Here is a 26971-nt window from a genome sequence, read left to right as displayed (position 1 = left end):
TGAGGGCTGAGGGCTGAGGGCTGAGGGCTGTGCGCCGCCCGGCCACCTGCGTCCGGCGCCGGGCTCCGAGGCCCCCGAGGCCGGCCCGCGCGGTTTCAGCTCGATGCCGGGACGATCCGGAAGACGGGGTGGTCGCCGGCGACCGCCTGGAGCTCCGCGTCCGACGCCTTCGCGTCGACGCCGCGGAAGAACCGGTCTACCTCCCAGCCCCACTTCTCCAGGTAGGCGCGCAGGATCGCGGCCTTCTCCACCGGGTCGGTGATCTCGACGGCGGTGAACGCACGTACCTTGCGCCCCACTCGCAGCTCACCCCCGCCCGCGGCCCTCATGTTGCGGACCCACTGGGAGTGGCCGCGGGCCGAGACGAGGTACTCCCCGCCCGCGTAGCGGTGCGGATTGACCGGGATGCGCTGCATCTTGCCCGACGTACGCCCGCGCACGGAGAGCTCGGCGCTGCCGGCCAGGCTGATACCGAAGCGGGCCAGCTTCCCCAGGAGGGAGTTGAAGCGGGCGGCGAAAGGGCCGGCCTGGGCGTAGTACGGGGTGCTGGGCGCGTTCACGGGGACCTCCGGCCGTCTTCGGCATCGCCGTCTTCTGCGTTACGAGAGCACTGCTCTTGCTGAGCCAGTGTGCATCGGATCGGTGCACCAGAGCAAGAGCAGTGCTCTCTCAGTGGAGCGGTGGACTGATTCCTGGGCAGTGCTCCGCCGCGTGGCACACTGGCTCCCATGAACACCGTGCGAGGGGCCAGGGAACGGGCCCGCATCGAGGTCGCCGCCGCCATCAAGGACGAGGCGCGCCGCCGGCTCGCGGCCGAGGGGGCCGCCAAACTCTCCCTCCGCGCCGTCGCCCGCGAGCTCGGCATGGTCTCCTCCGCGCTCTACCGCTATTTCCCGAGCCGCGACGAGTTGCTGACCGCGCTCATCATCGACGCGTACGACAGCCTCGGTTCGGCCGCCGAGGCAGCCGATGCCCGCGCCCTCGCCGCCGGCGCCGCGCCCCGCGGCCGTTGGATCGCCGTGTGCGAGGCCGTCCGCGCGTGGGCGCTGGAGCGTCCCCACGAATACACCCTCGTCTACGGCTCCCCGGTACCCGGCTACAGCGCCCCCGCCGATACCGTCGGACCCGCCTCCCGGGTCGGCAACGTCCTGATCGGCGTCGTCCGAGCCGCCTACGAGGGGCGCGGTCTCGCCCTCCCTCCGCTGCCGCCCGCCCTCGGCCCCGAAGCGGCCCGGATGGCCGCCGACTTCGCCGAGGGCCTGCCCCCGGAGGTCGTCGCCGCCCTTGTCGCCGCCTGGGCGCAGCTGGCCGGGCTCGTGTCCTTCGAGCTGTTCGGCCAGTTCAACGGCGTCGTCGAGGAACGATCCGCCTTCTTCACGCACGCGGCCGGCCAACTGGCGCACGGGGTCGGTCTTCCGGTCGTATGACAGCAGGGCGTGCGAGGAGTGTGCTCCCGCGGGAATTCACGTGATGGGGCGATGGCTCGCTCGCCTGTTCCTCGGGCCAATGCGGGAGGTTCAGCCTTGAACGACGGGCCGCCCGTCTAGTGTTCGTCGAGTCCCCCGCAGAGCCTCCACCGGAGGAAACGTTCATGCCTCGCGCCGAGAAGGCCCTGTACGCCGTCCTGGCCACCCTCCTCCTGGCCGCGTCGGCGCCGTCCGTCGGCGCGCCGCCGCGCGAAGCATCCGCCGGGCCCGCTCCCGCCGCCGCCCCGGCGCCCGGTCCGCCTCCCACACCCCGGATGCCCGGTGTGCGGGGCCTGGAGATCGCCGTCCCCGCGTACGTGATGGCGGACGACCGGATGCTGGCCGACCTCACCGCCACCGCCCCGGCCCCTTCCGTGGTCGTCCTGAACCCGGGCAACGGCGACGCCCCCTTCGGTGCTCCCTGGCGGGCCCGCGCCGACGCGCTCCGTGCCCGCACCACCTCCACCGGTGAGCGGACCAAGGTGCTCGGGTACGTCCACACCGACCACGGCAACCGCGAGATCGCCGCCGTCAAGGCCTCCGTCGACAACTACCTCAAGACGCCCGACGGCCGTCTCCACGTCGACGGCATCTTCTTCGACGTCGTCAGCCGCGACTGCGGACCCGACAACGCAACCCGCGACCACTATGCCGAGCTGCGCCGCTACGTCCAGGACACCATGAACGCCGCGGACCCGGACGTCCCCGACCTGGTGGTCAACAACCCCGGCACGGCCATAGCCGACTGCTACCTGGAGCCCGCCCACCGCACCGCCGACGTCTTCGTCACCTACGAGGACACCTACGCCGCCTACACCGCAGCCGGATGGCTCGGCGGCAACGTCTTCGACCACGACTCCGGCTACCGTCCCGGCACCGAACTCGACCCGAGCGGAACGGCCTTCTGGCACCTGGTCCACGGTGTCCCGGGCGACGCCGCGATGCGCGCCACCCTCCGCACGGCCTTCGACCGCGGCGCGGGCTACGCCTACGCGACCGACACGGTCATGCCCAACCCCTGGAACGCGGGCCCGACCTGGCAGTACGGCGCGCAGACCGGCTACGCGGCCACCCTCGGCTAGGACGTCCCGCCGCCGCGGCGGCCGGCGCGGTCGCCCGCGGCCGGGGTCAGCGGTAGTCGTCCGGGTGGCCCTGCATCCAGGTGTTGATCTTGTCGCGCGTGCCGATCAGCAGCGTCTGGTGCGCCTTGAGGTTCCCGAAAGTCCGGTCGCCGCCGAGCTCCGCATCGAGCTTCGCGATCAGCGCGATCGGTTCGGGGAAGTGCCCGGGGCCCTTCGGGTCCGCCTTCATCGCCGCGTCCAGGCGGTGGAGTTCGTCGTGGACCCGCCCGAGGAAGTAGGCGCAGTCGGCCGGCGTGCACGCGTCGTTCAGCGTCGCCTGGAGCCCGGCGAAGGCGTCCCGGACCTTCTCCGGCGGGGTCCCGGGAAGGGTGGAGGCGCCCGGTCCGCCGCTCGCCGGGGGCGCTGACGGGACGGGGGGCGTCGCGGCGGCGGAGGCCGACTCCGCCGGGGGCGCCGTGGATACCGAAGGCGTGGCCGGCGTGGCCGGCGTAGCCGGATCCGCGTCGCAGGAGACCGCGAACCCTGCCAGGAACACCGCGGCCACCGCCGCGCCGCGCCATGTGGAACCGAACATCCGCCACCCCCGTGATCGTCGAGGAAGTGACCATAACCGCTCGTCCGGGAGGCCTCCCAGCCGGGGCACAGGCGGGAGGCCGGGCGGGAGGCCGGGAGGGGACGCCGGCCGGCGCCCGGCCGCCCGCTCCGGCCGCCGGTCAGATTCCGGCCGTCTCCGTCCACAGCGCGGCCAGCGACAGGTCGCCCGTCACCCCAGGACCCGCCAGGGGCAGCCGGTTCCACAGTGCCGCGTACAGCCAGGCGGCCTCGCCGGTCACCTCGCAGTCGACCGGATCGCCCAGGTCGCCCGGCACCGTGCGCGGCGGTGCCGGAGACAGGTGCACGGTCCACACCGCGCCCGTGTCCGCGGCCCGGATCCGCACGGTCCGCGGCTCCGGGGTCCGCACCCGGCTGCGCGGCCGCGCGTGGAAGCCGGTGAGCAGTTCCTCCACCCCGTCCTCCGCGAACTCCGGCGCCGGCGGCGAGAAGGCGACCCCCAGCGCGCTCTCCGCGTCCAGCCGGTGCACGGTGGTCTCATGGGCCTGACGCCGGGCCCAGAACGCCAGCGGCGAGGGCGGAGCGGTCGGCAGGAAGGTCCAGCACTGCACGTCGGCCGGGGCGTCGGTCAAGGTCCGCACCAGGTCGGCGTGGCCCTCCCGGAACCAGGCCAGGAGCTCGCCGCCGACCAGTTCCGGTGCTTGCGGCAGGCCCATCGGCTCCAGCTGCCGCTCCGCGACGTACCCCGTCGCCCAGCGGTGCACCGCTCCGGTGTGCCGCAGCAGGTCGGTGACGTGCCAGCCCGGACAGGAAGGGATGAGGGCGTCCGTACCGGCCCGTTCGGCCGCTTCGGCGAGCAGCTCGCCCTCCCGGGCGAGGGTCTTCACGTATTCAGTGATCTCCATACCGGGAGTCTCGCAGCCCCGGCACCGACAATGGAGGGGTGGACGGGGAACTCTTTCCGCGCGAGCGGACCGTGATCGCCCCCGGCGCGGTGCACGTGCCCGACTGGCTCGGCACCGGCCGGCAGGACGAGCTGCTGGCGGCCTGCCGCGAGTGGGCCCGCCCGCCGGCCGGCCTGCGCACGGTACGCACCCCGGGCGGCGGGGCGATGACCGCCCGGCAGGTGTGCCTGGGCCTGCACTGGTACCCGTACGGTTACGCCCGTACCGCCGTCGACGGCGACGGCGCACCGGTCAAGCCGATGCCGGACTGGCTCGCCGACCTCGGTCGGCAGGCGGTGGCCGCCGCCTACGGGGTGGCGCCCGACCCGGGTGCGGCCGCCTACGACATCGCGCTGATCAACTTCTACCGCGGGGACTCCCGCATGGGCATGCACCGCGACGCGGAGGAGAAGTCCCCGGCGCCGGTGGTCTCCCTCAGCCTCGGCGACAGCTGCCTCTTCCGCTTCGGGAACACCGGTACCCGCGGGCGTCCGTACCGGGACGTCGAGCTGCGCAGCGGGGACCTGTTCGTCTTCGGCGGCCCCAGCCGGTCGGCCTACCACGGGGTGCCGAAGGTGCTGCCGGGCACGGGTCCGCGGACGCTGGGGCTGACCGGGCGGCTCAACATCACGCTGCGGGTCGGCGGGCTCGGCTGAGGGGCGGCGTCCGGCGCCCTCCGATCATGCGAGGATCGATGCCATGAACGGCAACGGGGCCCCGCAGAGGGTGGGGGACGCGACCACGCCATCGGTGTCGAGCGCGGGGGCGCGGACCAGGCTGGAACGGGGTCGCGGTGCGCTCGGTCCGGCGCTGGAGCTCGTCCACACCGGTCGCGCCCCCACCCGTGCGGTCCTGACGGCCGAGCTGGGGGTCACCCGCGCCACCGCAGGTGCGGTCGCGGCCGAGCTGGAGGCGCTCGGGCTGATCCGGGTCGATTCCCGCCCCGGGGCCTCGGGCGGTACGGGCGGCGGCCAGGGCCGTCCCTCGCACCGGCTCTCGGTGGCCGAGGACGGGCCGGTGGCGCTCGCCGCCCAGGTGCACTCGGACGGCTTCCGGGCCGCCCTGGTCGGGCTCGGTGGCCGGATCGTGGCCACCGCACCGGGCAAGGTCACCGTCTCCGCGGATCCGGCGCAGGTGCTCGGCGCGGTCGTCCAGGCGGGCGCGGAACTGCTCGCGGACAGCGGCCGCCGCTGCGTCGGCGCAGGGCTGGCGGTCCCGTCGGCCGTCGCCGAGCCGGACGGCACGGCTCTGAACCCGCTGCACCTGGCCTGGCCGGCCGGTTCCCCGGTACGGGACATCTTCGCGGAGTGCGTGAAGGCCGCCGGGATCGACGGCCCGGCTCTCACCGGGAACGACGTCAACCTCGCGGCGCTCGCCGAGCACCGGCACGGCGCCGGGCGCAGCGCACAGCACCTGCTGTGCGTGGCCACCGGGCACCGCGGCGTCGGCGGCGCCCTGGTGTTGGACGGCCGCCTGCACAGCGGCAGTTCGGGGCTGGCCCTGGAGGTCGGCCACCTCACCGTGAATCCCGAGGGGCGGGCCTGCCACTGCGGCGGCCGCGGCTGCCTGGACGTGGAGGCGGACCCGCTGGCCTTCCTGACCGCGGCGGGCCGCAGCCCCGGCCCCGAGGTGTCGCTGTTGCAGCAGGCCCGTGACCTGCTGCGCGAGCAACCCGAGGAACCGGCGGTACGTGCGGCCGTGCAGGAGCTGATCGACCGGCTCGGCCTGGGCCTCGCGGGGCTGGTGAACATCCTGAACCCGGACCGGATCATCCTGGGCGGGCTGCACCGGGAACTGCTCCACGCGGACCCGGAGCGGCTCCGCGCGGTCGTCGCGGACCGCAGTCTGTGGGGACGCAGCGGTGGTGTGCCGATCCTGCCGTGCACGCTGGACCACAACAGCCTGGTCGGCGCGGCGGAACTGGCCTGGCAGCCGGTGCTCGACGACCCCCTGGGAGCCCTCGCCTAGGACATCACGGCCCGGGAGCGCTCCCGTCGGGGAAGACGGTCAGCCGGGGTGCACGGCCACCGGTGAGGGCACCGCCAGCGCCGCCGGGGCGGAGCCGGGATCGAGGGCCACGACCAGCGTGCGCGCGGGCTCCCGTACCGGCCTGGCCGCGATCGAGACCGGGCGCTGCGGTGCCACCGGCGCGGGCGCCGCCGTCAGGGAGAACCAGACCACCTTGCCCGGTCCGTCGGGCCGTTCACGGACCCCCCAGGCCTGGCTGAGGGCCGCCACGAGGGCGAGCCCGCGTCCGCAGGTCTCCAGCGGTCCGGCCTGCGCCGGGCGTAGCACGGGAAGCCGCGGATCGCTGTCGATGACCGAGACCGTGAGCCGGCCGAGCCGCAACTCGATCTCGACGACGCAGGTCTTGTCCGGCTGTGCGTGGCGGTGGACGTTGCTCAACAGCTCCGTCACGCCGAGCGTGGCGACGTCGATGAGCGGATCGAGCTGCCAGTGGCGCAGCTGGGCCGAGACGATTCTGCGGATCTGGCCGATCCGCGACGGCAAGGCCTGCAGTTCGACGACGCAGTGCCTGCGGGAATGACTGATCACGGCTGCGACTCCCCGACATGAGTGTTACGGGTGCTGCACCCTCGGTAATCCTCCACCAGGGTCACCCACGGTGCCGCGCAGTGCAACCGAACGCGATCGAAAGCGATCCGCATAGATACCCAAAGTGACTATTTGTGCAGGTGGGAGAGGTACATTGCGAAAGGAGAAGGCGAAGCGGAACCATGAAGGAGCACGGCGCATGAGCACCACCGGCACCACCGACATCACAGGCAACCCCGGCACCGGGACCGGCACCGGGGCGACCGCCACGACCGTCGACGTCGACCGCAGTGACGCGGACTACCGCGCCTGGCTCAAAGAGGCCGTGCGCAAGGTTCAGGCCGACGCGAACCGCTCGGCGGACACGCACCTGCTGAAGTTCCCGCTGCCCGAGGCATGGGGCATCGACCTCTACCTCAAGGACGAGTCCACGCACCCGACGGGCTCCCTCAAACACCGCCTCGCGCGCTCGCTGTTCCTCTACGCCCTGTGCAACGGCTGGGTACGGCCGGGCCGCCCCGTCATCGAGGCATCGTCCGGCTCGACCGCCGTTTCCGAGGCGTACTTCGCCAAACTGATCGGCGTCCCGTTCATCGCCGTCATGCCGCGCACGACCAGCCCGGAGAAGTGCCGCCTGATCGAATTCCACGGCGGCGCATGCCACTTCGTGGACGACCCGATGAAGATGTACGAGGAATCGGCTGAGCTCGCCGCCCGCACCGGCGGGCACTACATGGATCAGTTCACCTACGCGGAGCGGGCCACCGACTGGCGCGGGAACAACAACATCGCCGAGTCCATGTACCAGCAGCTCAGGCTGGAGCGCTTCCCCGAGCCCGCCTGGATCGTCGCGACCGCCGGCACCGGCGGCACCTCGGCCACCATCGCGCGCTACGTGCACTACATGCAGCACGACACCCGCATCTGTGTCCCGGACCCGGAGAACTCCTGCTTCTTCGAGGGCTGGACCCGCAACGACCCGGACGCCAGGAGCGATTGCGGCTCGCGCATCGAGGGTATCGGCCGCCCGAGGATGGAGCCGAGCTTCGTACCCGGCGCCATCGACCGGATGATGAAGGTCCCGGACGCGGCGAGCGTCGCCGCCTGCCGCGCGCTGGAGACGGCCATAGGGCGCAAGGCGGGCGGCTCGACCGGCACCGGCCTCTGGAGCGCCCTGAAGATCGTTTCGGAGATGGTGGCGGAGGGCCGTACCGGAAGCGTCGTCACGCTCCTGTGCGACCCGGGCGACCGCTACCTCGACAAGTACTACTCCGACGCATGGGTGGCGGCGCAGGGGCTCGACCTCGCCCCCTACGCCGAGACCCTCGACACACTGCTGACGACCGGCGTCTGGCGCGAACCGGCCGCCTGAGACCCCCACGGGGCGTCCTGGGCGCTGCCCCACTCCCACATGCTGTGCACCACCGGTTCCAGGGCGCGGCCCCGGCCGGTGAGGACGTAGCGGACCCGGGGAGGCCAGCCGGGGATGCGGTGGCGCTCGATGACGCCCACCCGGGTCAACTGGGCCAGCCGGTCCGAGAGGACCTTGTCCGACAGTGCGGGCAGGGCGGCGGACAGCTCGGAGTACGTGGCCCGGCCGCGGCGCAGGAACTCCCGCAGGACCAGGGGCGTCCACCGGCCGGCCAGCGCGGCGAGGGTGACGTCGACCGGGCAGTGTGGCGCACCGGCCGGCGGGACGAGGGTGCCGTCCGGGCAGTCCGCCAGCGCGCCCTGCGCCGGGAAGCCGTCCGCCGCCGGGGCGTCCGCCGCCGGGGCGTCCGCTGCCGGGACGTCCGCAGACGGGCAGCGCCGGCCGTCCAGGGCGTCCTCCGGCGCGTGTCCAACCGTTTGGTGAGTCACGAAAGCCCCTCATAGCGTCCATGGCGAACAGCCCGCCCGCATACCTTCAGGGGGCCCTTGTGCGCATCCATCATCTCAACTGCGGTTCACTCCGGACGATTCCACCGCTCGGGACACCGCTCCGGACACCGCACCCGGCCGGCGCCGCGCACCGCGCGCTGCCCGCCGTCTGCCACTGCCTGGTCATCGAGACGGACACCGACGGACCGGTCCTGGTCGACACCGGGCTCGGCACCGCCGACCTGCGGCAGCCCGACCGGGCGCTGGGCGCGGACTGGGTGGCCTACGCCGAGCCCGTGCTGGATCCGCGGGAAACCGCACTGCACCAGCTCGCCCGCCTCGGGTACGAGCCGCGGGACGTGCGGCACATCGTCGTCACCCACCTGCACCGGGACCACACGGGAGGGCTGGCGGACTTCCCCCACGCGCGGGTGCACGTGCACCCCGACGAGTACCGGGCCGTCACCGACCCGGCGGCCGTGCACCACCGGCACAGCCTCGACCGCTTCATGTCCGAGCACCGGGCGCACGGCCCGCTGCTGACCCCGGCGACCGCGGACGGACGCACGACATGGTTCGGCTTCCCGGGTGTGGCGCGACCGCAGGGTATGGGGTGCGCGTTGTTGCTGGTGCCGCTGCCCGGTCACTCGGCCGGACACGCGGGCGTGGCGGTCCGCGACGACGACGGCCGCTGGCTGCTGCACGCGGGCGACGCGTACACCCATCACGCGGAACTCGAACAGACCCCGCCGCTCGCCCACCCCGTCTTCGAACCGGTCCAGCAGGGCGCGCAGACGGACGCCGCGGCGCGCATCGCGACCCGCGACCGGCTGCGCGACCTCGTCCGCGACCACGGCGACGAGGTCACCGTCTTCAGCGCCCACGACCCGTGGGAGTACGCCCGTCTCGCCGCCGTCACCGGCCGCTCCAACGGCGGGCGCTGAGGCGGGCGTCCAGGGTGCGCACCGCCGTCCGGAACGAGTGGCCCAGGCCCGGGCGGGCGGCCGTCAGGGCCAGCCGGAACCCGGTCGGACCGTCCGCGGCGAAGGTCCAGCGGACGTGCGTGCCCGAGCCGGCCGGAGCAAGCCGCCACTCCTCCAGCAGGGCACGGACGCCGGGGGCGTTGGTCGTGTCGACCCGGTACGCGTAACGCCGTTCGGGCTCCGCAGCCATGATCGTCTCCTGCATGCGCACCCCTCCCAGCAGCCTGATCTCGCGGCCCGCTCCGCCGCGCGCGGGGCGGGCCAGCGTCACCGCCCTGAACCAGTGCGGCCAGTCGGCCACTTCGCGGGCGAGCGCCCGGTACACGGCTTCGGGCGGCGCCGCGGCCTCGGCGGCGAACACCAGCCGGACGGGCGCGTCGTCGATGAAGTCCAGCTCCACCGGGCGGAGTCGGCGATCCATGGGCGATACCTCCGGGAGCGGTGATCGGGACGGACGTGCGCGTCACCATAGCCGTGCGTCCACGAGATGTCCGCTGCGATCCGCCCACGATGTCTCCGCTCGCTGTCTTGCCCGATTTCCCCGTGACTGTCCCGCGTTCTCCCCGCATTCCCCTCGCACGGCAGGGCCGACGGCAGGGCAGCCGACCCGTACGACGGCCCCGTTGCTCCGCTCCGGCGTCGTCCGGTCGGGGCCCGCGCGCCGTACGGCCCGCCCCGCCGCCGGTTCCCCCGTACGGGGCCTGGGCAGGAACCCCGCCGCGCGGGATCCTGGAGCGGCCGCAGCCCCCCGCGAGCGGAGGCCTCCGTGCCCGACCGCCCCCAGCCCGACCCGCCTCCCGCCCTCGAACTCCTCGTCCATGGTGTCGCCGGAGCATCCCCGGCCGAACTGCTCGGCGAGCCGCGCACCGTCCGCGTCACGGGCGACTCCACCGCGGCCGTGTTCCGCCGCGCCGAGGACGCCGATGCCGAAGCCCACCCCGAGCGGTACGCGGGACTGCCCGTCCCCGAGGCCTACTGCTGGTCCCGGCTCACCTCCGGCAACGGAGCCCGCGCCCTGTGGCTGCTGCTCCTGCCCTTCATGGTCGTCAACCTCGCCCACTGGGCCCGGCCGGCCGGGCCCGCCGACGCCCCCGCGCCGCGCGCGGTGCGCACCTACGGAGTCCTCGTACGGATCCTCGCGCTCAGCCTGACCGTCCTGCTGATCGCGGCCGCCTGCGAGGTCGCGCTCGACCTCGCCGCCTGGCAGTGCGCGGGCTCCGCGACCTGCACCGCGCCCGACTCCCGGCTCGGCTTCCTCGCCCCCGACGGCGGCGGCTGGTGGTCGCAGCCCGGGCGCCGCCTCGCCCTCGGCGCGCTGGTCCCCACCGCGCTGACCGGACTGCTCTGGTTCCTGTCGAACCGCACCTGGAGCGCCTACGAATCCCAGCCGCCGCCCGCCGGGGCCGCCGACCCGGACACCGCCTGCGACACCGCGCCCGCGCTCGGCCGCCCCGGGTTCTGGTACGGGCGCCGTATCGTCGCCCGGCTGCGAGCCGCGCACACCGCGGCCGGGCTGCTCACCGTCGCGGTGGCCGTCTCCGCACCCACCGCCGCCCAGGACCGCCGGGCCGCGGTGACCTCCCCCGCCCTCGAACTCCTCGGCTGGATCACCCAGACCCTCCTCGCGGCCGGGGCCGTCACCGTCGCCTGGGTCGTCTGCCGGCGCGGACGCACCGAAGCCCGACCCGACCACCGCCTCGACCGGGCCGCCGTCAGCCTGCTCCCCGGCGCCGCCTTCGCCCTGCTCACCGCCGTCCTCCTGCACGCCTGCTGGTCACGCCCGGGCTGGACCTCCACCGGGCGACTCCCGGGCGACTTCGCCTTCGGGGTCATCATGCTCGGCCAGGGCCTGTGCGTGCTCGCCCTCGCCTCCGTCGCCCGCCACCTGCACCGCAGGGCCCACGATCCGGCGGCCGCCCTGCGCGGATTGGGCGGCCCCGCCGTCGCCATGCTCGGCTGCGCCCTCGGCGGTGTGATGTCCGGCGGGGTCGCCCAGCGGGTCGCCGACTGGATGGACGGCGGGGCCACCCCCGGGATGCCGGGCGCACCGCTGGCCGGGCCCCCCGTCCTGCTTTCCTGGCAGGCCGCCGTCCTGCCGCCGCTGCTCGTCGTACTGGCGCTGCTCGCCGCCTGGTTCGCCGTGCGCGCGACCCGCGCCCGGCGCCGCCTCGCCACCGCCATCGCCGCCGAATACCCGGGAGAGAGTCCGGACGAGGCGCGCAGCCGGCGCATCGCCGGGGCGCGGACGACCGCCGCACTCACCGACTCCGCGCCCTGGTTCGTCGGCGCCGTCTCCGGGATCACCCTGGTGCTCGGCGCGGGAGCCCTGGCCGGAGCCTGGCTCACCGGACGGGTCCCGGGTGAAGCCGCCCGCGGGGGCCCGCCGCTACTGGAAGCCGCCGCCCGCGCCGCCCAGGACGCCGGGTCCTGGCTCATCGGCCTCGGTATCGCGCTCTTCGCGGCCTGGGGGCGACGCGCCTACCGGGACCCGGCCGCCCGGCGGACCATAGGGATCCTGTGGGACGTCGGTACTTTCTGGCCGCGCGCGGCCCACCCCTTCGCACCTCCGTGCTACGCCGAGCGGGCCGTCCCGGACCTGACCTGGCGGATGGCCGGCTGGACCGGCCGCACCGGCGGGCGGCTGGTGATCTCCGGCCACTCGCAGGGCAGCGTGCTCGCCGCAGCGGCCGTCTGGCAGCTGCCGCCCTCCGTCCGCCGACGCGTCGCGCTGCTCACCTACGGCTCCCCGCTCGCCCGCCTCTACGGCCGCTGGTTCCCCGCCTACTTCGGCTCCGGACAGCTCACCGCGCTGCACCGCGACGTCGACTGCTGGCGCAACCTCTGGCGGGCCACCGACCCCATCGGCGGGCCCGCGCTCCCCGGCCCGGACTCGCCGGAGGTGGACCGCGGCCCGCTCGCCGACCCGCTCGCCTACGGGCGCAGCGCCCGCCACCCGCTGCCCGCACCGATCCTCGGGCACGCCGACTACCAGGCGGACCCGGCCTTCGCCGCCGAACGCGCCGCTCTGCTCACCCGGCTGGAGGGGCCGGTCCGGGCCGCGGAGCCCCGCCCGGCGCCGGCCGGGGGAGTACCGGACCAGCGCCCCGGGGTCAGCAAGAGGCGGGCAGCGTCGGCAGATCCGCCGGGAACAGCAGGGTGAGCTCGTCCGTGTCCGGCTCCGACAGCTGGGCCACCCGCCCCGCGTGCCGCTCCACCATCGACTCGAAGGTCTGGCGCGCGGTGCGGCCGTTTCCGAAGGCCGGACCCTTGGGCAGCGCCGTGAAGTACGCCAGCAGCGCCTCGGCCGTGCCCTCCCCGAGACGGTACTCGTGCTCCTCCGCCTGCTGTTCCACGATCCGTAGCAGTTCCCCCGGGCCGTAGTCGCCGAAGGCGATGGTCCGCGAGAACCGTGAGGCCACGCCCGGGTTCACGGTCAGGAAGCGTTCCATCTCCGCCGTGTACCCGGCGACGATCACCACCACCGCGTCCCGGTGATCCTCCATCAGCTTCACGAGCGTGTCGATCGCCTCGCGCCCGAAGTCCCGCCCCGAGTCCTCCGGGGCCAGCGCGTACGCCTCGTCGATGAACAGCACCCCGCCGCGCGCCCGCTCGAAGGCCTCCTGCGTGCGGATCGCCGTGGATCCGATGTGCTCGCCCACCAGGTCCACGCGGGACACTTCGACCAGGTGCCCGAGTTCCAGCACCCCGAGGGAGGCGAGGATCTCGCCGTACAGCCGGGCGACCGTGGTCTTCCCGGTGCCGGGGGAGCCGGTGAAGACCAGATGGCGCCGCACCGAGGCGGCCTTCAGGCCCGCCTGCTGCCGCCGGCGGCCCACCTCGATCATGTCGGTGAGCGCCCGCACCTCGCGTTTGACGCTGTCCAGGCCCACCAGCCCGTCGAGCTGCCCCAACACTGCGTCGGACGGCCGCGCTGCGGCCTCCGGAGCCCCGGCCCGCTCCGGGTCCGCGGGCCGAGGAACGGACGCCCGGGCCGCCGGTGCCGGCTGCGCCACTGGGCTGCGCTCCGCGGCCTGCGGGCGGATTGCGGTCTGCACCCCGGCGAGGCCGCCCGCGGCGGGCTGGGCCGTTTGCCGAGGGCCCGACCCGTCGCCGGTGCACTCCTCGGCGACGGGCCCGTCCTCCGCGAACTCGTAGCCGCCGCGGGCACAGCGCTCCGTGTGGCAGCGTTTCAGCGTGGTGCGGCAGCCGTCGAGGACGTGGAAGCCGAAACCGGAACTGTCCGTCACCCGGCAGGCCGTGAAGGTGCCGCGGCCGCCCGCCGACACGTAGAAGCCGGCTTCGGCCGGTGAGGTGACCGTGCAGCGCTCCAGGGCCGGGTCGGCGCCCTTGGTGACGATCACACCGGTCTGCACGGCGTCGACGGTGCAGCCGGCGAGGGTGCCGCCGCTGCCGTGGTCGCGGAACCAGGCCCCGGTGCCCGCCTCGCGGATGCGGCAGTCGTCGAGCCGCGCCGTGGCCCCGTCGCTCACCGAGACCGCGGTGTTGCGGACCTGGGACAGATCGCTGTCGGTGACCTCGACGGCCGACCCTCGGTCCAGTACGAAGAGCGCGTCGGGCACGTCGTGCACCCGGCAGGAGTCCAGCGAGGCGGAGGCTCCGTCGCTGACCCACACCGCCGGATAGTCGCCCGTGCTGTCGTGGATCTCGCAGGACTCGGCGTCCACCCGGGTGCCCGGGTCCCACACGGACAGGCCGTTGCGCCCGAACCGGCGCACCGAGGTGCGGCTGAGGGTGAGCACCGAACGCGACCGGAGGTCGACCGCGTTCTCCGGGATGTCGTGGATATCGCACCCGGCCAGGGCGAGCACGGCATCGGTGTCGAGCGTGACCCCGTCGGCCGAGGTGCGGTGCACCGCACAGTCGGTGAGGCGGGCGGCGGCCCGTGCGGCGATCTGCACCCCGGCCCCCCGTACTTCGTACACCTCGCAGCCCAGCGCCTCCAGGCCCGAGCCCTCGCCGGTGACGGCGATGCCCGCGCCCGTGGAGTGGTGGATGCGGCAGCGCTCCAGCCGGGGCCGGCCGCCGCCGCGGACGGAGAACCCGGTCTGTCCCGAGGCCACGACCTCGCACTCCTCGAAGACCCCGCCACCGCCGTCCAGTACGGCGATGCCTACGCCGGCCGGGTTCTCCACGGTGCAGCGGCGCACCAGCGGCCGGGCGCCGGGGCCGCGCACCTCGATACCGGCCGCCGAGTGCGTGCTCACGCGCAGGTCGCTCAGCTCGGGGGAGCCGTCCTCGATCAGCAGCGCCGGGGCCGCCCGGTCCTGGCCCTCCAGGTACAGGTCCTGCACCACGGCCGAGGCGCGCAGGGTCAGTGCGACGCCGTCGAGCGGCGCGATCCGCACCGATCCCGACCCGTCCTCGGGCCCGCGCAGGGTGACCGCGTGCTGCAGCACCAGGTTCTCCCGGTAGGTGCCCGGGGCGATGGACAGCACGTCCCCGTCGCCCGCGACGGCGAGCGCGGCGGCCAGCGTCGGATATTCACCGGAGCGGCGCCGCCACCGCGAAGAGCCGCCGTGCGTCACCTGGACCGTGCCCTGAACCATGGTGCTGTCGTGCCCCCACCCTCGTGCTCGCGCTGCCGATGCGGCCGGAGCCGCTGATGTCCGAGGCCACTTGAGAGACTGCTGCCACGGGAGCGACCGGTCCGGCCGCTCCACCGTAGCGCGCGCGGAGCGGATGGGCCGCCAGGTCAGCCACCGGCGTCCGCCCTGCCCCAGTCCGGCCCGACGGCCGCCCATGCCCGGTCCAGGTGTGTGTACCGACGGTGCATGAGCCGTCGTACGACCAGGCGGCGGACCGTCACGGCCATGACGGCCACCCCGGCCGCGGCGGCCAGACCCGCCGTCCCCGCGTGGAAGGAGGCGGCCGATGGGTCGAGCGGCTGTCCCACCAGGCGACCCCGTGCGTCGGTCCATATGCGGAACCGGTCCCCGGGGCGCGGCGGTTCCTCCGCGGCCGGCACCGTGCCCTGGTGGCTGCTGCCGTCGGGCGCGGTCCACGCGGCCACGATCTGCGTGCGTCGGGGGGCGGTCCGCTGTGCCGAGGAGTCGGCGGACACCTCCCCGGCCTGCTCCGGGGCGGGCCGGACGACCACAGCCGGGACGAGATGACGCTCCTGCCGCTGCTCGTGCGCGGCCCGCTGCAGCGTGGCGTCCACACGCAGGCCCGCCACCCAGCCGATGGCCGGAGCCACCACCACGACGCACACGAGCGCTGCGAACGCCACCCATGCCTCGAAGAGATCGGTCGGCCGGCGCAGCGGATTGCGCCGCCAGCGCCACACTCCCATCGCTGTCTTCACGGTCAGGCTCCCCCTGCCGACGGGTGCCCTGCCGGCCGCGTCGGGCTCGCGGCGCACGGCGCCCCGCCCCGCCGCGCCGTCCTCGTCCGGCGACGCTCCGGGCCGCCTGCCCCGTCCGCCCCGCGATGCTTCTCCTCGGCCCCGCGGGGCTGGTCAGACCCCATGGCGCCGTGCGCCGCTCCCTGATACGCCCTGATCGACAAGACACCCCCCTAGCGCCAGTCTCCGTCTGTGCGCGCCCACGCCCTCCGCCTGCCCCGGGGGACGCGTTCCGGGACGCACGAGACATGTGCCACCCGATCCGGACCGGTCTTCCGGTGTCACTGCCCGAGCGGGTGCCCACCTGTTCTGACTGCTCCAACGGCCTGGTCGCGCCGGTTGGTTCCAGCTCGGCGAAGGAGCCCCCCGAAGGTGTCATTCCGGTGGTTCGGGCGTCACCCGCGGGCGGCCCGTCAGGCCAGGACGCGGACCTCGTCGCCCACCTGGAGGGTGCCCGGCCGTAGCGGCACCAGCAGCCGCCCGAAAGCCAGCGACCTGCCGATCCGCCGGTGCCTGCCCAGGGTCTTCAATGGCTCTCTGCCCCGCTCGGCCGTCCGCTGGTCGGTGGTGGTGACGACACACCGGCCGCATTCGCGCGCCCCGCGGAACAGCGCGTCCCCGATGGCGATGCGCTGCCAGTTGTCCTCCGCCCAGGCCTGGGCCCCCGAGACCACCACGTTGGGACGGAAGCGGTCCATGGGTAGCGGGCCCTCATCGGGATGGTCCCCCTGCGCGATGAGCGCGTTGAGGGCGTCCAGCGAGGCGAGTGTGGTGAGCAGCAGCGGATAGCCGTCGGCCAGGCTCACCGTCTCACCCGGGAGTGCGTAGTCCGGATCCACCGGACGCCGTACGGCCGGGTCGTCCAGGTGCACCAGCCGGACCGGTACCCCGAGATACGTGCTGAACCAGTCGGCCGCGGCCCCCGCCGCGACCACGGTCTCGACCTTCTTCCCGAACAGCGACACCGGCTCCAGTGGACCCGGCTCGGGCACCTCCACGACCAGCTCCGTCATGTCCGGAGCGGCCACCGCGATCCGGCCGCCGCCCAGCGGTCGTGCGGAAGCCAGGGCCAGCCGGGGATGGCGGCGTTGGGTGACGACCGTCCCCTCGGGGTCGATCAGGGCCCACCGCCGGTCCCCGGACAGACCCCAGGGCTCCACGGCCGCCTCGTCGGGTGAGGTGCCGGCTACCGACTTGACGGGGTGGACGTGGAGCGCCTGGACGTGCAACTTCGACATGAGGGCATACTGCCAGCCCGCTCCGCCGTCCCGGCGCGCGCGAGGGGCCCGGTCAGTAGCCGCGGCCCTGGTAGGGGCGGCCGTAGGGGTCCTCGTACGAGGACCCCGCGGCCGGAGCCGACACCTGCATGGGCCGCGGCGCGGCCGGGCGCATCGCCTCGTAGCCGGTGGCCATGGCCGCCGGGCGGGGCTGCTGGGGCTGGGGCTGCGACACGAACCCGGCCCGGGCCGCGACCGGCTGCTGCTGCGGAATGTAGGGAGCGGGTGCGTTCTGCAGCGGCATCGGCTGCGGAGCGGCCTGCTGTTGGTAGGGGTACCCGTATGACGGAGCCTGCTGCTGAGGGGTGGCAGCCGGCAGTGCGGGCAGGGCCGACGGCAGGGCCGGCAGGTATCCGCCGCTCGAATAACCCGCGCTCGGGGACTCGTAGGCGGCCGGGACGCGGATCGGGGCGATCTGCGGAGTGCCCCGTTCTGCGACGAGAGAGTCGTAGATGGGGGTGTCCGGGAAGGAGGGCGCGGAGTAGTAACCGCCGCCATAAGTGGAGCGGGGGGAGGTCATGAGACATAAGTTAAGCCCACGAATTCGCGGGGTCTATAGCGAGGTGCCGTCAACACCGCGCTGACCTGCATATTCGCAGGTCAGAGCCACAGCTTTCACTTGACGTTCACGTGCGCGATTTGGTCACTTCCATCCCACCTTGGTCTAACTCGTACCCAACGGTTGCGCGTTGCACCGACTTCTTGCTGACGCAGCGTCACAATGCGGTGACCTCGGATGACGCCCGGTCAGGATGGTGGTTCGCCGGGTCAGGCGTCGCTCGGGCGGGCGTAGGTGCGGCCCTTCCACGACGCGCCCCGCCCGCGGTAGTGCTGGACGGCCGAGTCGACGGTCATCAGGAGGTACAGCAGCGCCGTGAACGGAAGCAGCGGCGCGAGCGCCGCGGACTGGCGGTAGTGGCGCAGCATCGGCACGTACGTGCCGGCCATCAGGAGCCAGGCGAGACCACCGGCCCACGCGGTGGCGGGGCGTCCGGTCGCGAGGCCCGCCAGGAGGGCGGCCGGGGGCACCAGGTAGACGAGCACCAGTCCGGCGACCGTCCCCGCCAGCAGCAGGGGCTGATGACGCAGTTGCGCGTACGCGCTGCGCGAGACCATCCGCCACAGGTCCGCGAGCGCGGGGTAGGGGCGGATGCTGTCCACCCGCTCCGCGAGCCCCAGCCAGATCCGGCCGCCTGAATCCTGGACCGCGCGGGCCAGCGAGACGTCGTCGATGACGGCCTGGCGGATCCGGTCGGGGACCCCCGCCCGCACGGCGGCCCGGGTCCGCAGCAGTACGCAGCCGCCCGCGGCCGCGGCGGTGCGCGCGCCGGGCCGGTTGATCCGGCGGAACGGGTAGAGCTGTGCGAAGAAGTACACGAAGGCCGGTACGACCAGGCGCTCCCACATGCCGCAGACGCGCAGCCGGGCCATCTGCGAGACGAGGTCGAGGTCGGCGGAGACCGCGGCGGAGACCAACGCGCGCAGACTGTCCGGCTCGTGTGCGATGTCGGCATCGGTGAGCAGGAGGAACTCGGGCTCGCCGGCCTGCGCGGCCCGGGCGAGCGAGATGCCGTGGCGCAGCGCCCACAGCTTGCCGGTCCAGCCCGGGGCGGGATCGCCGGGGGAGACGACGGTGAGCGGGAGGCCGGGCCGTTCGGCGGCCAGACGGACGGCGAGGGCGCCGGTGCCGTCGGTGCTGCCGTCGTCGACCAGGACGATCTCGGCCGCACCGGGATAGTCCTGCGCGAGGAGCGAGGGCAGGCTCAGCGGCAGCACCCCGGCCTCGTCCCGGGCGGGTACGACGACGGCGACGGACGGCCAGTGCGCGGGGGCGCTGCGCGGGGGCAGCCGGACGTCGGTGCGCCAGAACATGCCCTGGGCGAGGGTGAGCCACAGCCATGCGGCGAGCGAGGCGAAGGACGCGGCGGTGAGGAGGCCCATGGCGGCAGTGTGCCGCGCAGCCGGGCCGCTGTCCCGCACCCGGCCTCCCGGTGCGGCGCCCCTCGCGCGGGGTCTGGCGGGGCGGGGTGCGGTGGCGCCCCGGCTCCGGGACATCTCCCCGGTCGGCGGTCGCAGGTGGATGCGGCCGTGCGTGGGCGCACGGGCGAAGGCCGGGACCCGGTGGGTGCGGCCGTGTTCGGCACCGGGGCGCCCTCCGGGGTGCGAGGAGGGCGGGCGGACGCGCCGGAGCCCCGCGTGCGGGCCGGGCACAGGGCGGTTTGGCGGCCCGCGCCCGGGCGGAGACGGACGCGACGGTTCCCGGCCGTGCGGCGGCGTGGATATGGGCGGTGCCGGGGTCGGTCGGGGGCGGTGTCGACTAAGGTGGCCGGGTGAAGATCGCGCTCATGGACTCCGGAATCGGCCTCCTCGCCGCGGCCGCCGCGGTGCGGCGGCTGCGGCCGGACGCGGATCTGGTCCTCTCCTCCGACCCCGACGGGATGCCCTGGGGTCCGCGGACCCCCGACGACCTCGCCGGGCGCGCGCTGGCCGTGGCCCGGGCCGCCGCCGCGCACCGCCCCGACGCGCTGATCGTGGCCTGCAACACCGCCACCGTGCACGCCCTGGAGGCCGTCCGGGCGGAGCTGGAGCCTGCCATCCCGGTCATCGGGACCGTGCCGGCGATCAAGCCCGCCGCCGCGGCCGGTGGGCGGATCGCCATCTGGGCCACCCCCGCCACCACCGGCAGTCCTTACCAGCGCGGGCTGATCCGCGACTTCGCCACCGGCGCCCGCGTCACCGAGGTGCCCTGCCCCGGGCTCGCCGACGCCGTCGAGGCGGCCGACGACGCCGCAGTGACCGCGGCCGTCGCCGCGGCCGCCGCGCTGACCCCGGACGACGTCACCGACGTGGTGCTCGGCTGTACCCACTACGAACTGACCGAGGCCCCGATCCGGGCCGCCCTCGCCGCGCGGACCGGGGGAGCGGAGCTGGTCTACCACGGCTCCGCCGAGCCCGTCGCCGTCCAGGCGCTGCGCCGGCTCGGAGCCGTCGCCGAGCCCGGCCTGCCCCGCACGGGCGGCCTGACCGTCCTGCACAGCGGCCGCGAGGCGGCCCTGCCCGCCGCCGCGTTCGCGTATGCGGAGGGCCGCCTGCTGTCCGGTCAGGGCGCCCCCGTCGGCTGACCTTCCGCGGGGTGTCCGCCGGAGCGCGCCGGCTGGCCGTCCGGGGCCCGCCCGGCCGTGGTGGAGGAGCCGGAAGTGGCGCCGTCCCGACGTCGGGGGACCCTCGTGGTGGTCACCACCGGCCGGCGGACGCGCGCGGGATGGTGCGGCCGCCGTCCGGAACGTCAGCGGGAGCCGGCCGTCGCGAGCCGCCGAGCCAACGCGCGCAGGTCCTCCGCCTCCAGAACCCGATCGCCGAACCCGGGCAGCGGTACGTGGAGCGGGGCCGTCCAGTGTGCGGGCACCGCTTCCTGCCCGTAGCGTGCTCCGGCCAGCGCGCCCGTCACCGCGGCGACCGTGTCGGTGTCCCCGCCCAGGTCCACCGCCGCCCGCACGGCCTCCGCGAACCCGCTGGTGGTCCGCAGCGCCCACACCGCCGAGCCGAGGCAGGGCCACACCGCCCCGTTGAACTCGGTGGCCAGGCCGGGGTCCCAGTCGGGCGCGAGGACCCGGCCGTACCGTTCGCGGTGGTCCGGGTGCACCGCGCCGAGCGCGTCCGGGAGGGTGGCGAGCGGATCGGCGCCGTCCAGGGCGACGCGGACGAGCTCGTGCAGGATGGCCGTCCCCTCCCAAGCGGCCCGGTCGCCGTGGGTCAGTGCGGCGATCCGCCGCCCGGCGTCCATGGTCACCTCCCGTCCCCCCGCGGCGAAGTACACCGCCGAAGTGGCGGCCCGCATCAGGGATCCGTTCCCGGCGGCCCGGGCGTTGACCTGGAAGTGCAGGGCCGCCGCCAGGTCCCAGGGCTCGCCGTTGGTGAGCACGTCCTCGGTCTGGAGGCCGATGTCCTTGGGCTGGCCGGCCGCCCACCGCTGGAACCGGGCGAAGACATCGGAGAGTTCGAGGCCGTCGTGCTCCAGCAGCGACTCCGCGACCAGGACAGCCATCTGGGTGTCGTCCGTCGCCTCGCCCGGATCCCAGCCGCTTCCCCCGCACATCTCCCGGCCTCGCGCGCTCAACTGACCCGCCGGCCCGAACTCGTACGGTGCGCCGAGTGCGTCACCCGCGGCCGACCCGAGCACGGCCCCCACGGCCCGGTCGAGCCGGGCGGACGCCATCACCGCGCCTCCTCGGCGCATACGGCGGCCAGCACGCGACGGGCGAAGCCGGTCAGGTCGTCCAGGCCGGCGGCGGCCAGGGTGGCCGGGGCTCCGGCCAGGAGGTGGGGGATGGCCCCGTGCAGGGCGAGGGTCAGGGCCCGGGCCCGCTCCGGCCCATCCGGGAGCCCGGCCGTGCGCAGCAGGTGCGCGTGTGCGGCGAAGTCCTCCGCCGCGATGGGGTCCAGCAGTGCGGCCAGCCACGGCCGCCGTGCCCCCTCGGTCCGGAGCTCCAGGTACGCCAGCGCACCGGGGCGGCCCGGCCCCGCCACGTCCCGCAACCGCCGGGCCAGCAGTGCCGCGAGCTGCTCGGCGTCGGCCGGCCCCGGGCCGGTCCCCGCCGGCGGCGCGGCGGACGCCCGATGCCGCTCCGAACAGTGCTCGGCGACCGCCCGCAGCAGGGCCTCGCGGGTGGGGAAGTAGTTCTTGGCCGTGCCCGTCGGCACGGCGGCTGCCGCATCGACGGCCCGGTGGGTCAGCCCGCGACCGCCCGACTCCGCCAGCACGGCGACGGCCGCGTCCCGCAGCCGGTCCCTACGGTCCGGATTCACGGCGCCAGGATAGCCATGTCGCCTGCTACCGCACATGTGGTACCACGGGCGTGGTGGTCGTGATCGTGGCCGTCGTCGCCGGTGAGGCCGGTGCGGGCCGGGACGGCGGCCCGTCCTGCAGGCGAGACCACGAACCGCCCCGTCACCCCGAACGGCCACGCGGCGGGACGGCGCCCGACGCCCCGGACCCGGCGCCCGCTCTGCGGGACGTCCTTCCGACATCCTCCCCGGCCGAGCCCCCGCCCGTGGTGCGCGCGTCGCGACGGGCTCCGCGGCGACCCGCGGCCGTAGGGTCGGATTCCGCACCGAGGGAGGACACCTGATGCGACGCGTGACCTATGCGATGGGCGTCTCGCTCGACGGCTACATCGTCGGGCCGGACGGTGACTTCGACTGGACCGAACCGGACGAGGAGGTCTTCCGCTTCTGGATCGACGAGACCCGCGAGGTCGGCGTCCACCTCCTGGGGCGGCGGCTGTACGAGACGATGCTCTACTGGGAGACCGCCGACCAGGACCCCTCGCTCGACGCCGCGTCACTCGAATGGATCTCGGTCTGGAATCCGCTCCCGAAGGTGGTGTTCTCCAGTACCCTCTCGGCGGTACAAGGCAACGCCCGCCTGGCCTCGGGCGGCCTGGCCGAAGAGATCGGGCGACTGCGGGCCGAGCCGGGGGGCGGTGACATCGCGATCGGCGGCGCCACGCTCGCCGCCGAGGCAGCCGCCCTGGACCTGATCGACGAGTACCGGATGGTGGTCCATCCCGTGCTCGTCGGCAGTGGCATCCCCTTCTTCCCCCGGCACGGGCGCCGGGTGGACCTCGAACTCCTTGAGACCCGCACCTTCAGCTCCAAGGTCGTCCACCTCCGCTATCGCGTGACACGCCGGCCCGTGCGTCCGCCCGGCCCCCCGGCGACGGGCGGTGGTGTCCGCGCGGAACCTGGGTAGGCTGCTCCGTATGACGGGTCACCCTCCTGGTCCGCTCTGGACGGGCCGGGCCTCCAACCCCATGCAGTGGCTGCTCGCGGCGGTCGGAGCCGCCTGCGTGGCACTCGGCGTCGAGCTGGCCGTCGACAACGCCTGGACCTCCGGCTTCGTCCCCCTGCTCATGGCGGTGACCGGCTGCCTAGCCGCCGGACTGCTCATGGTCTACGGCACGGTCGCCTTCGTGCACGTCGCCGTCACCATCGATGCCCGAAGCCTCTACGTGCGCTGCGGCCACATCGGGCTCCCCCGCCGCAGGATCGATCTCGCGGACGTGGCCTCGGCCGAGTTCCTCCCCCGGATCACCCCGCAGAACTGGGGCGGCTGGGGGTACCGCTGGCGCCCGGAGAAGGGCACCGCGGTGATCGTCCGGCGCGGCGAGGGCTTCGAACTGAGGCTCGTCGACGGCAAGCTCTTCACGGTCACCGTCGACGACGCCGAGAACGCCGTCCGCGTCATCCGCGCCCATCTGCGCAGTCTCGCCGGCTGATACCGCCGGCGGACCGAGGCGCCTGCCCGATCCGAAGCCGCGGGGACGTACACTCCGCCAGATGAGCAGCAGTGTGACGCGCGAGGCCGCCTCGAACGAGCCCCCGCAGCCCGCCGGCGGACCGGCCGAGCCCAGGACGCCGTCCGTGACGCCCCCCGCCGACGGGCCCGCGCCGGCCACCACGGCCGCACCGCCGCGCCGGGGCGCCGCGCCGGTCCGGGCCGCGCTCGCGGCGCTGTCCGGCGTCCTGCTGTACCTCAGCTTCCCGCCCCGCCCGCTGTGGTGGCTGGCCCCGCTCGCCCTCGCCCTGCTCGCGGGCTGCCTGCACGGGCGCCGCCCGCGGGCCGGCTTCGGACTCGGCACCCTCGCCGGCCTCGGCTACCTGCTGCCGCTCCTCGTCTGGACCGGTGAGGAGGTCGGCCCGGTGCCCTGGCTCGCGCTGGCCTTCCTCGAAGCCCTCTTCATCGGCCTGACCGGCCTGGGCATCGCCCTCGTCGGCCGGCTCCCGGCCTGGCCGGTCTTCGCCGCCGCCGTCTGGGTCGCGGGCGAGGCCCTGCGTGCCCGGGTCCCCTTCGGCGGGTTCCCCTGGGGCAAGCTCGCCTTCGGACAGGCAGACGGCGTCTTCACCCCGCTCGCCGCACTGGGCGGCACACCGCTGCTCTCCTTCGGCGTGGCCCTCTGCGGATTCGGCCTCTACGCGGCCGTGCGCCTCGTCCGGCGCCACCCCGGCCGCACCACCGCCGCGCTGACCGCCCTCACCGTCGCCGCCCCCGTCGCCGCGGCCCTCGCCGCCCGGCCGCTGGTCTCGGACGCCGCCGAGGACGGCTCCGTCGTCGCCGCGGTCATCCAGGGCAACGTGCCCCGCCTCGGTCTCGACTTCAACTCCCAGCGCCGGGCCGTCCTCGACAACCACGTCAAGCGGACCATCCAGCTCGCCGAGGACGTCGAGGCCGGCCGGGTGCCCAGGCCCGACTTCGTGGTCTGGCCCGAGAACTCCTCCGATCTCGACCCCTACGCCGAGCCGGACGCCCACGCCGTCATCGACCGGGCGGTCAAGGCCATCGGCGTGCCCGTGGCCATCGGTGCGGTCGTCGCCCCGGAGACCGGCCCGCTGCGCAACACGATGATCCTCTGGGACCCCGTCGCGGGCCCCACGGAGACCTACGACAAGCGCAAGATCCAGCCCTTCGGCGAGCGCATCCCGATGCGCTCCTTCGTCCGGCTCTTCAGCTCCGACGTGGACCGGGTACGCCGCGACTTCGGCCCCGGCACGGAGCCCGGCGTCTTCGACATGGCCGGCAGCGGCGTGGGCATGGTCACCTGCTTCGAGGCCGCCTTCGACGACGCCGTCCGCTCGACCGTCCGGGACGGCGCGCAGGTGATCGCCGTACCGAGCAACAACGCCACCTTCGGCCGCACGCAGATGACCTACCAGCAGCTCGCCATGGACCGGGTCCGCGCCGTCGAGCACAGCCGCACCGTCCTCGTCCCCGTGACCAGCGGCGTCAGCGCCGTCATCCGCCCGGACGGTCGGATCGTCTCGCAGACACAGATGTTCACCGCGGACGCGCTCGTCGCCGAGATCCCGCTGCGCTCGACCCGCACTCCGGCCACCGTGCTCGGGCCGCTCCCCGAGTACGCCCTGCTGCTGCTCGCCGCGGGCGGGTTCGGCGCACTCGCCACCCGCCGGATCCGCGCCGGCCGCGCCGCATGAGACGTGGAGAGTCCCCGGCCTCGTAGGGTCGAGGGATGACCACACCTGATTTCATCCGGCGGATCCGCGAGTCCGCCGGGCACCAGCTGCTGCTCCTGCCCGGGGTCACGGCCATCGTCTTCGACGACCGGGGCAGGGTCCTGCTCGGCCGCCGCTCCGACACCGGGCGCTGGTCCGTGGTCGGCGGCATCGCCGAGCCGGGCGAGCAGCCCGCCGAGACCGCCGTGCGCGAGGTGTACGAGGAGACGGCCGTGCGCTGCGTCCCCGAGCGCGTGGTCCTCGTCCAGATGCTCGACCGGATGACCTACCCCAATGGCGACGTCTGCCAGTTCCAGGACATCACCTTCCGCTGCCGTGCCACCGGCGGTGAGGCGCGGGCCAACGACCACGAGTCCCTCGAAGTGGGCTGGTTCGACGTGGACGCGCTGCCCCCGCTGGATGCCTTCGCGCTGGACCGGATCCACCGGTCCTTGCGCGAGGAGCCCACCTGGTTCGAGGTCCCGGCCGGGACTGCGGACCGGGGCGCGCTGTGATGATCATGACGGCCGCCCCGGGCGGACCCCGCGCGGCCGGCCTGTAGGGTTCCGCTGACCTGGCGGTCTGCAGCGGACCGTCACGCATTCGGGGAGCGGTCGAGGGATGAGCGTGCGAGCAGCGGAGGCGGCAACGGCCGGGATACCGGCGGCGGGCGGGCGCGCGAGCGCTGCGGTACCGCCCGCCGGAACACCCGGCCCGCGGCTCGCGGCGCTCGACGGGATCAGGGTCCTCGCCGCGCTCTCCGTGCTCTTCTACCACTACGCGGCTCTGGACAGCGCCTGGGGGAAGCCGGCCGCGGACGTCTTCCCGGCTGCGCACGCGCTGGCCGTCTACGGCTGGCTCGGCGTCGAGATCTTCTTCCTGGTCAGCGGTTTCGTCATCTGCATGAGCGCCTGGGGCCGCACCGTGGGCGACTTCGCGGTCTCACGGGTCTCCCGGCTCTTCCCCGCCTACTGGGCGGCCGTCGTCTTCACCTCACTCGTCCTGTTCACCTGGCCGGAGGTGCGCGGGGTCGGTTCGTTGAGCGACGTGGTGGTGAACCTCTCGATGCTGCAGGGCGGGATCGGGGTCCCCCACGTGGACGACGCGTACTGGACGCTCTTCGTCGAGCTCAAGTTCTACGTGCTGTTCGCCGTCGTCGTCGTGCGCGGGGTGACCTACCGCAACTGTGTCCTCTTCTGCGGGGTCTGGACCTTCGCCGGCGTCGTGGCCCCGGCCGTCGACAACGGCCTGCTGTCCTTCTTCGCGGTGCCGTCCGCGTCCCCCTACTTCATCGCGGGCATCGCCTTCTACCTGATGCGCCGTTTCCGGCCGAACGCCGTCCTGTGGGCCGTGGTCGGCGTGCAGTTCCTCCTGGCCCAGCACCACGTGCACGCCCGCATGATCTCCAGCCTGGGCAGGGACGCCGCCGAGCAGACGCCCGCCTGGCCGGCGCACGTGGTCATCGCCCTGGGATTCGCCGTCATGGCGGCCGTCGCGCTCGGTGGCCTCGACCGCGTCCGGTGGTCCTGGCTCCGGCACGCCGGAGCGGTCACGTACCCGCTGTACTTGATCCACATGATGGCCGGGCTGACCCTCATCCACCACTTCCGCCGCGACGTCGCGCCCGTGCCGCTGGCGATCGGCGTCACGGCCCTCATGGTGGTCCTCGCCTGGCTGGTCCACCGCCTCGTCGAACGCCCGTTGGGCCGACGGTTGCGGGACGGCCTGCGGCGCGGGTTGCAGGACATCCGCCGCGGGACCCCGCGCCGTGCCGGGCTCGGCCGGATTCCCGCCCAGCCCTGCGCACCCGGAGCGGAACGCGTCCCGGCCGGCCGTTCCTGACGCACCTCCGGCACGATCCCGCGGCCGGTACCGCC

Annotated in this window: 26 protein-coding genes; 13 read left to right on the top strand and 13 right to left on the bottom strand. The window is 74.4% G+C overall.

What is annotated here, in order from left to right; translation table 11 throughout:
* Positions 1-95 precede the first annotated feature (95 nt).
* Positions 96-560, bottom strand: a complete 465-nt coding sequence (locus R4Z63_RS02770; RefSeq protein ID WP_384444924.1) for a nitroreductase/quinone reductase family protein — start codon at positions 558-560, stop codon at positions 96-98.
* 168 nt (positions 561-728) lie between these two features.
* On the opposite strand from R4Z63_RS02770, the gene R4Z63_RS02765 reads away from it, so the two are divergent.
* Entirely contained in the window at positions 729-1427 is a 699-nt protein-coding gene (locus tag R4Z63_RS02765) for a TetR/AcrR family transcriptional regulator (protein WP_384444922.1), read from the top strand.
* A 164-nt stretch (positions 1428-1591) separates the two neighbouring features.
* Positions 1592-2548, top strand: a complete 957-nt coding sequence (locus tag R4Z63_RS02760) for a spherulation-specific family 4 protein (protein WP_384444919.1) — start codon at positions 1592-1594, stop codon at positions 2546-2548.
* Positions 2549-2594: 46 nt separating this feature from the next.
* Here R4Z63_RS02760 and R4Z63_RS02755 read toward each other — a convergent pair whose 3' ends face one another.
* Complete coding sequence (locus R4Z63_RS02755; RefSeq protein WP_384444917.1) at positions 2595-3122, bottom strand: hypothetical protein; 528 nt, start codon at positions 3120-3122, stop codon at positions 2595-2597.
* Between the two features lie 139 nt (positions 3123-3261).
* Positions 3262-4005: a maleylpyruvate isomerase family mycothiol-dependent enzyme gene (locus R4Z63_RS02750; protein WP_384444915.1), complete on the bottom strand. Its 744-nt coding sequence runs from the start codon at positions 4003-4005 to the stop codon at positions 3262-3264.
* 38 nt (positions 4006-4043) lie between these two features.
* Here R4Z63_RS02750 and R4Z63_RS02745 point away from each other — a divergent pair, with 38 nt between their 5' ends.
* On the top strand, positions 4044-4700 hold the full coding sequence (locus R4Z63_RS02745; RefSeq protein ID WP_037921788.1) for an alpha-ketoglutarate-dependent dioxygenase AlkB family protein: 657 nt from the start codon (positions 4044-4046) through the stop codon (positions 4698-4700).
* Positions 4701-4743: 43 nt separating this feature from the next.
* Positions 4744-6012: an ROK family protein gene (locus R4Z63_RS02740; protein ID WP_384444912.1), complete on the top strand. Its 1269-nt coding sequence runs from the start codon at positions 4744-4746 to the stop codon at positions 6010-6012.
* 39 nt (positions 6013-6051) lie between these two features.
* Here the strand turns inward: R4Z63_RS02740 and R4Z63_RS02735 are convergent, their stop codons facing one another.
* Positions 6052-6600, bottom strand: a complete 549-nt coding sequence (locus R4Z63_RS02735) for an ATP-binding protein (protein WP_384444911.1) — start codon at positions 6598-6600, stop codon at positions 6052-6054.
* A gap of 199 nt (positions 6601-6799) precedes the next feature.
* Between R4Z63_RS02735 and R4Z63_RS02730 the strand changes: the two genes are divergently transcribed.
* Positions 6800-7972, top strand: a complete 1173-nt coding sequence (locus tag R4Z63_RS02730; RefSeq protein ID WP_384444908.1) for a PLP-dependent cysteine synthase family protein — start codon at positions 6800-6802, stop codon at positions 7970-7972.
* On the opposite strand, the gene R4Z63_RS02725 is transcribed toward R4Z63_RS02730, so the two are convergent.
* Entirely contained in the window at positions 7912-8460 is a 549-nt protein-coding gene (locus tag R4Z63_RS02725; RefSeq protein ID WP_384444906.1) for a winged helix-turn-helix transcriptional regulator, read from the bottom strand. The genes R4Z63_RS02730 and R4Z63_RS02725 overlap by 61 nt on opposite strands.
* A gap of 59 nt (positions 8461-8519) precedes the next feature.
* On the opposite strand from R4Z63_RS02725, the gene R4Z63_RS02720 reads away from it, so the two are divergent.
* Positions 8520-9404, top strand: a complete 885-nt coding sequence (locus R4Z63_RS02720; RefSeq protein ID WP_384444904.1) for an MBL fold metallo-hydrolase — start codon at positions 8520-8522, stop codon at positions 9402-9404.
* Here R4Z63_RS02720 and R4Z63_RS02715 read toward each other — a convergent pair.
* A complete protein-coding gene (locus R4Z63_RS02715) occupies positions 9376-9864 on the bottom strand; it encodes an SRPBCC family protein (RefSeq protein ID WP_384444902.1) in 489 nt (162 codons plus the stop codon). The two genes, R4Z63_RS02720 and R4Z63_RS02715, sit on opposite strands and share 29 nt — an antisense overlap.
* Positions 9865-10209: 345 nt before the next feature.
* Between R4Z63_RS02715 and R4Z63_RS02710 the strand changes: the two genes are divergently transcribed.
* Positions 10210-12603: a hypothetical protein gene (locus R4Z63_RS02710; RefSeq protein WP_384444900.1), complete on the top strand. Its 2394-nt coding sequence runs from the start codon at positions 10210-10212 to the stop codon at positions 12601-12603.
* Here R4Z63_RS02710 and R4Z63_RS02705 read toward each other — a convergent pair.
* The 5 genes from R4Z63_RS02705 to R4Z63_RS02685 form a co-directional block, all read right to left on the bottom strand.
* Complete coding sequence (locus R4Z63_RS02705; protein ID WP_384444898.1) at positions 12554-15010, bottom strand: right-handed parallel beta-helix repeat-containing protein; 2457 nt, start codon at positions 15008-15010, stop codon at positions 12554-12556. The genes R4Z63_RS02710 and R4Z63_RS02705 overlap by 50 nt on opposite strands.
* Positions 15011-15156: 146 nt before the next feature.
* Positions 15157-15768, bottom strand: coding sequence for an Rv1733c family protein (locus tag R4Z63_RS02700; protein ID WP_052030587.1), 612 nt, complete (start codon positions 15766-15768; stop codon positions 15157-15159).
* 452 nt (positions 15769-16220) lie between these two features.
* Positions 16221-17045: an MOSC domain-containing protein gene (locus R4Z63_RS02695; protein ID WP_384444896.1), complete on the bottom strand. Its 825-nt coding sequence runs from the start codon at positions 17043-17045 to the stop codon at positions 16221-16223.
* A gap of 52 nt (positions 17046-17097) precedes the next feature.
* Positions 17098-17604, bottom strand: a complete 507-nt coding sequence (locus R4Z63_RS02690) for a DUF6643 family protein (protein WP_037921811.1) — start codon at positions 17602-17604, stop codon at positions 17098-17100.
* Positions 17605-17852: 248 nt separating this feature from the next.
* A complete protein-coding gene (locus R4Z63_RS02685; RefSeq protein ID WP_384444894.1) occupies positions 17853-19025 on the bottom strand; it encodes a glycosyltransferase in 1173 nt (390 codons plus the stop codon).
* Between the two features lie 389 nt (positions 19026-19414).
* Between R4Z63_RS02685 and R4Z63_RS02680 the strand changes: the two genes are divergently transcribed.
* A complete protein-coding gene (locus R4Z63_RS02680) occupies positions 19415-20206 on the top strand; it encodes a glutamate racemase (RefSeq protein ID WP_037921816.1) in 792 nt (263 codons plus the stop codon).
* A gap of 164 nt (positions 20207-20370) precedes the next feature.
* Here the strand turns inward: R4Z63_RS02680 and R4Z63_RS02675 are convergent, their stop codons facing one another.
* A complete protein-coding gene (locus R4Z63_RS02675) occupies positions 20371-21300 on the bottom strand; it encodes an ADP-ribosylglycohydrolase family protein (protein ID WP_384444891.1) in 930 nt (309 codons plus the stop codon).
* Positions 21300-21890: a TetR/AcrR family transcriptional regulator gene (locus R4Z63_RS02670; protein WP_037921821.1), complete on the bottom strand. Its 591-nt coding sequence runs from the start codon at positions 21888-21890 to the stop codon at positions 21300-21302. The genes R4Z63_RS02675 and R4Z63_RS02670 overlap by 1 nt, the downstream gene beginning before the upstream one ends.
* A gap of 322 nt (positions 21891-22212) precedes the next feature.
* Between R4Z63_RS02670 and R4Z63_RS02665 the strand changes: the two genes are divergently transcribed.
* The 5 genes from R4Z63_RS02665 to R4Z63_RS02645 all read left to right on the top strand — a co-directional run bounded on the left by R4Z63_RS02665 (position 22213) and on the right by R4Z63_RS02645 (position 26936).
* A complete protein-coding gene (locus R4Z63_RS02665; protein WP_384444889.1) occupies positions 22213-22836 on the top strand; it encodes a dihydrofolate reductase family protein in 624 nt (207 codons plus the stop codon).
* Positions 22837-22846: 10 nt separating this feature from the next.
* The gene (locus R4Z63_RS02660) at positions 22847-23362 is read left to right on the top strand and encodes a hypothetical protein (protein WP_037921823.1); all 516 of its coding nucleotides are present in this window, start codon (positions 22847-22849) and stop codon (positions 23360-23362) included.
* Positions 23363-23423: 61 nt separating this feature from the next.
* The gene (gene lnt, locus R4Z63_RS02655; RefSeq protein WP_384444887.1) at positions 23424-25076 is read left to right on the top strand and encodes an apolipoprotein N-acyltransferase; all 1653 of its coding nucleotides are present in this window, start codon (positions 23424-23426) and stop codon (positions 25074-25076) included.
* Between the two features lie 35 nt (positions 25077-25111).
* Entirely contained in the window at positions 25112-25609 is a 498-nt protein-coding gene (locus R4Z63_RS02650; protein ID WP_384444885.1) for an NUDIX hydrolase, read from the top strand.
* A 106-nt stretch (positions 25610-25715) separates the two neighbouring features.
* The gene (locus R4Z63_RS02645) at positions 25716-26936 is read left to right on the top strand and encodes an acyltransferase family protein (protein WP_384444883.1); all 1221 of its coding nucleotides are present in this window, start codon (positions 25716-25718) and stop codon (positions 26934-26936) included.
* The last annotated feature ends 35 nt before the right edge of the window (positions 26937-26971 follow it).

The sequence above is a fragment of the Streptomyces sp. PL-29 genome (genome assembly GCF_058344425.1).
The sequence above is the reverse complement of the archived record's forward strand: the minus strand, read 5'-3'. Positions and strand labels throughout refer to the sequence as shown.

Coding starts and splice junctions, on each gene's coding strand:
- R4Z63_RS02765 (WP_384444922.1), top strand. CDS start 729: ATGAACACCGTGCGAGGGGCCAGGGAACGGGCCCGCATCGAGGTCGCC.
- R4Z63_RS02760 (WP_384444919.1), top strand. CDS start 1,592: ATGCCTCGCGCCGAGAAGGCCCTGTACGCCGTCCTGGCCACCCTCCTC.
- R4Z63_RS02755 (WP_384444917.1), bottom strand. CDS start 3,122: ATGTTCGGTTCCACATGGCGCGGCGCGGCGGTGGCCGCGGTGTTCCTG.
- R4Z63_RS02750 (WP_384444915.1), bottom strand. CDS start 4,005: ATGGAGATCACTGAATACGTGAAGACCCTCGCCCGGGAGGGCGAGCTG.
- R4Z63_RS02740 (WP_384444912.1), top strand. CDS start 4,744: ATGAACGGCAACGGGGCCCCGCAGAGGGTGGGGGACGCGACCACGCCA.
- R4Z63_RS02730 (WP_384444908.1), top strand. CDS start 6,800: ATGAGCACCACCGGCACCACCGACATCACAGGCAACCCCGGCACCGGG.
- R4Z63_RS02715 (WP_384444902.1), bottom strand. CDS start 9,864: ATGGATCGCCGACTCCGCCCGGTGGAGCTGGACTTCATCGACGACGCG.
- R4Z63_RS02705 (WP_384444898.1), bottom strand. CDS start 15,010: ATGGTTCAGGGCACGGTCCAGGTGACGCACGGCGGCTCTTCGCGGTGG.
- R4Z63_RS02695 (WP_384444896.1), bottom strand. CDS start 17,045: ATGTCGAAGTTGCACGTCCAGGCGCTCCACGTCCACCCCGTCAAGTCG.
- R4Z63_RS02690 (WP_037921811.1), bottom strand. CDS start 17,604: ATGACCTCCCCCCGCTCCACTTATGGCGGCGGTTACTACTCCGCGCCC.
- R4Z63_RS02685 (WP_384444894.1), bottom strand. CDS start 19,025: ATGGGCCTCCTCACCGCCGCGTCCTTCGCCTCGCTCGCCGCATGGCTG.
- R4Z63_RS02675 (WP_384444891.1), bottom strand. CDS start 21,300: ATGGCGTCCGCCCGGCTCGACCGGGCCGTGGGGGCCGTGCTCGGGTCG.
- R4Z63_RS02665 (WP_384444889.1), top strand. CDS start 22,213: ATGCGACGCGTGACCTATGCGATGGGCGTCTCGCTCGACGGCTACATC.
- R4Z63_RS02660 (WP_037921823.1), top strand. CDS start 22,847: ATGACGGGTCACCCTCCTGGTCCGCTCTGGACGGGCCGGGCCTCCAAC.
- lnt (WP_384444887.1), top strand. CDS start 23,424: ATGAGCAGCAGTGTGACGCGCGAGGCCGCCTCGAACGAGCCCCCGCAG.
- R4Z63_RS02650 (WP_384444885.1), top strand. CDS start 25,112: ATGACCACACCTGATTTCATCCGGCGGATCCGCGAGTCCGCCGGGCAC.
- R4Z63_RS02645 (WP_384444883.1), top strand. CDS start 25,716: ATGAGCGTGCGAGCAGCGGAGGCGGCAACGGCCGGGATACCGGCGGCG.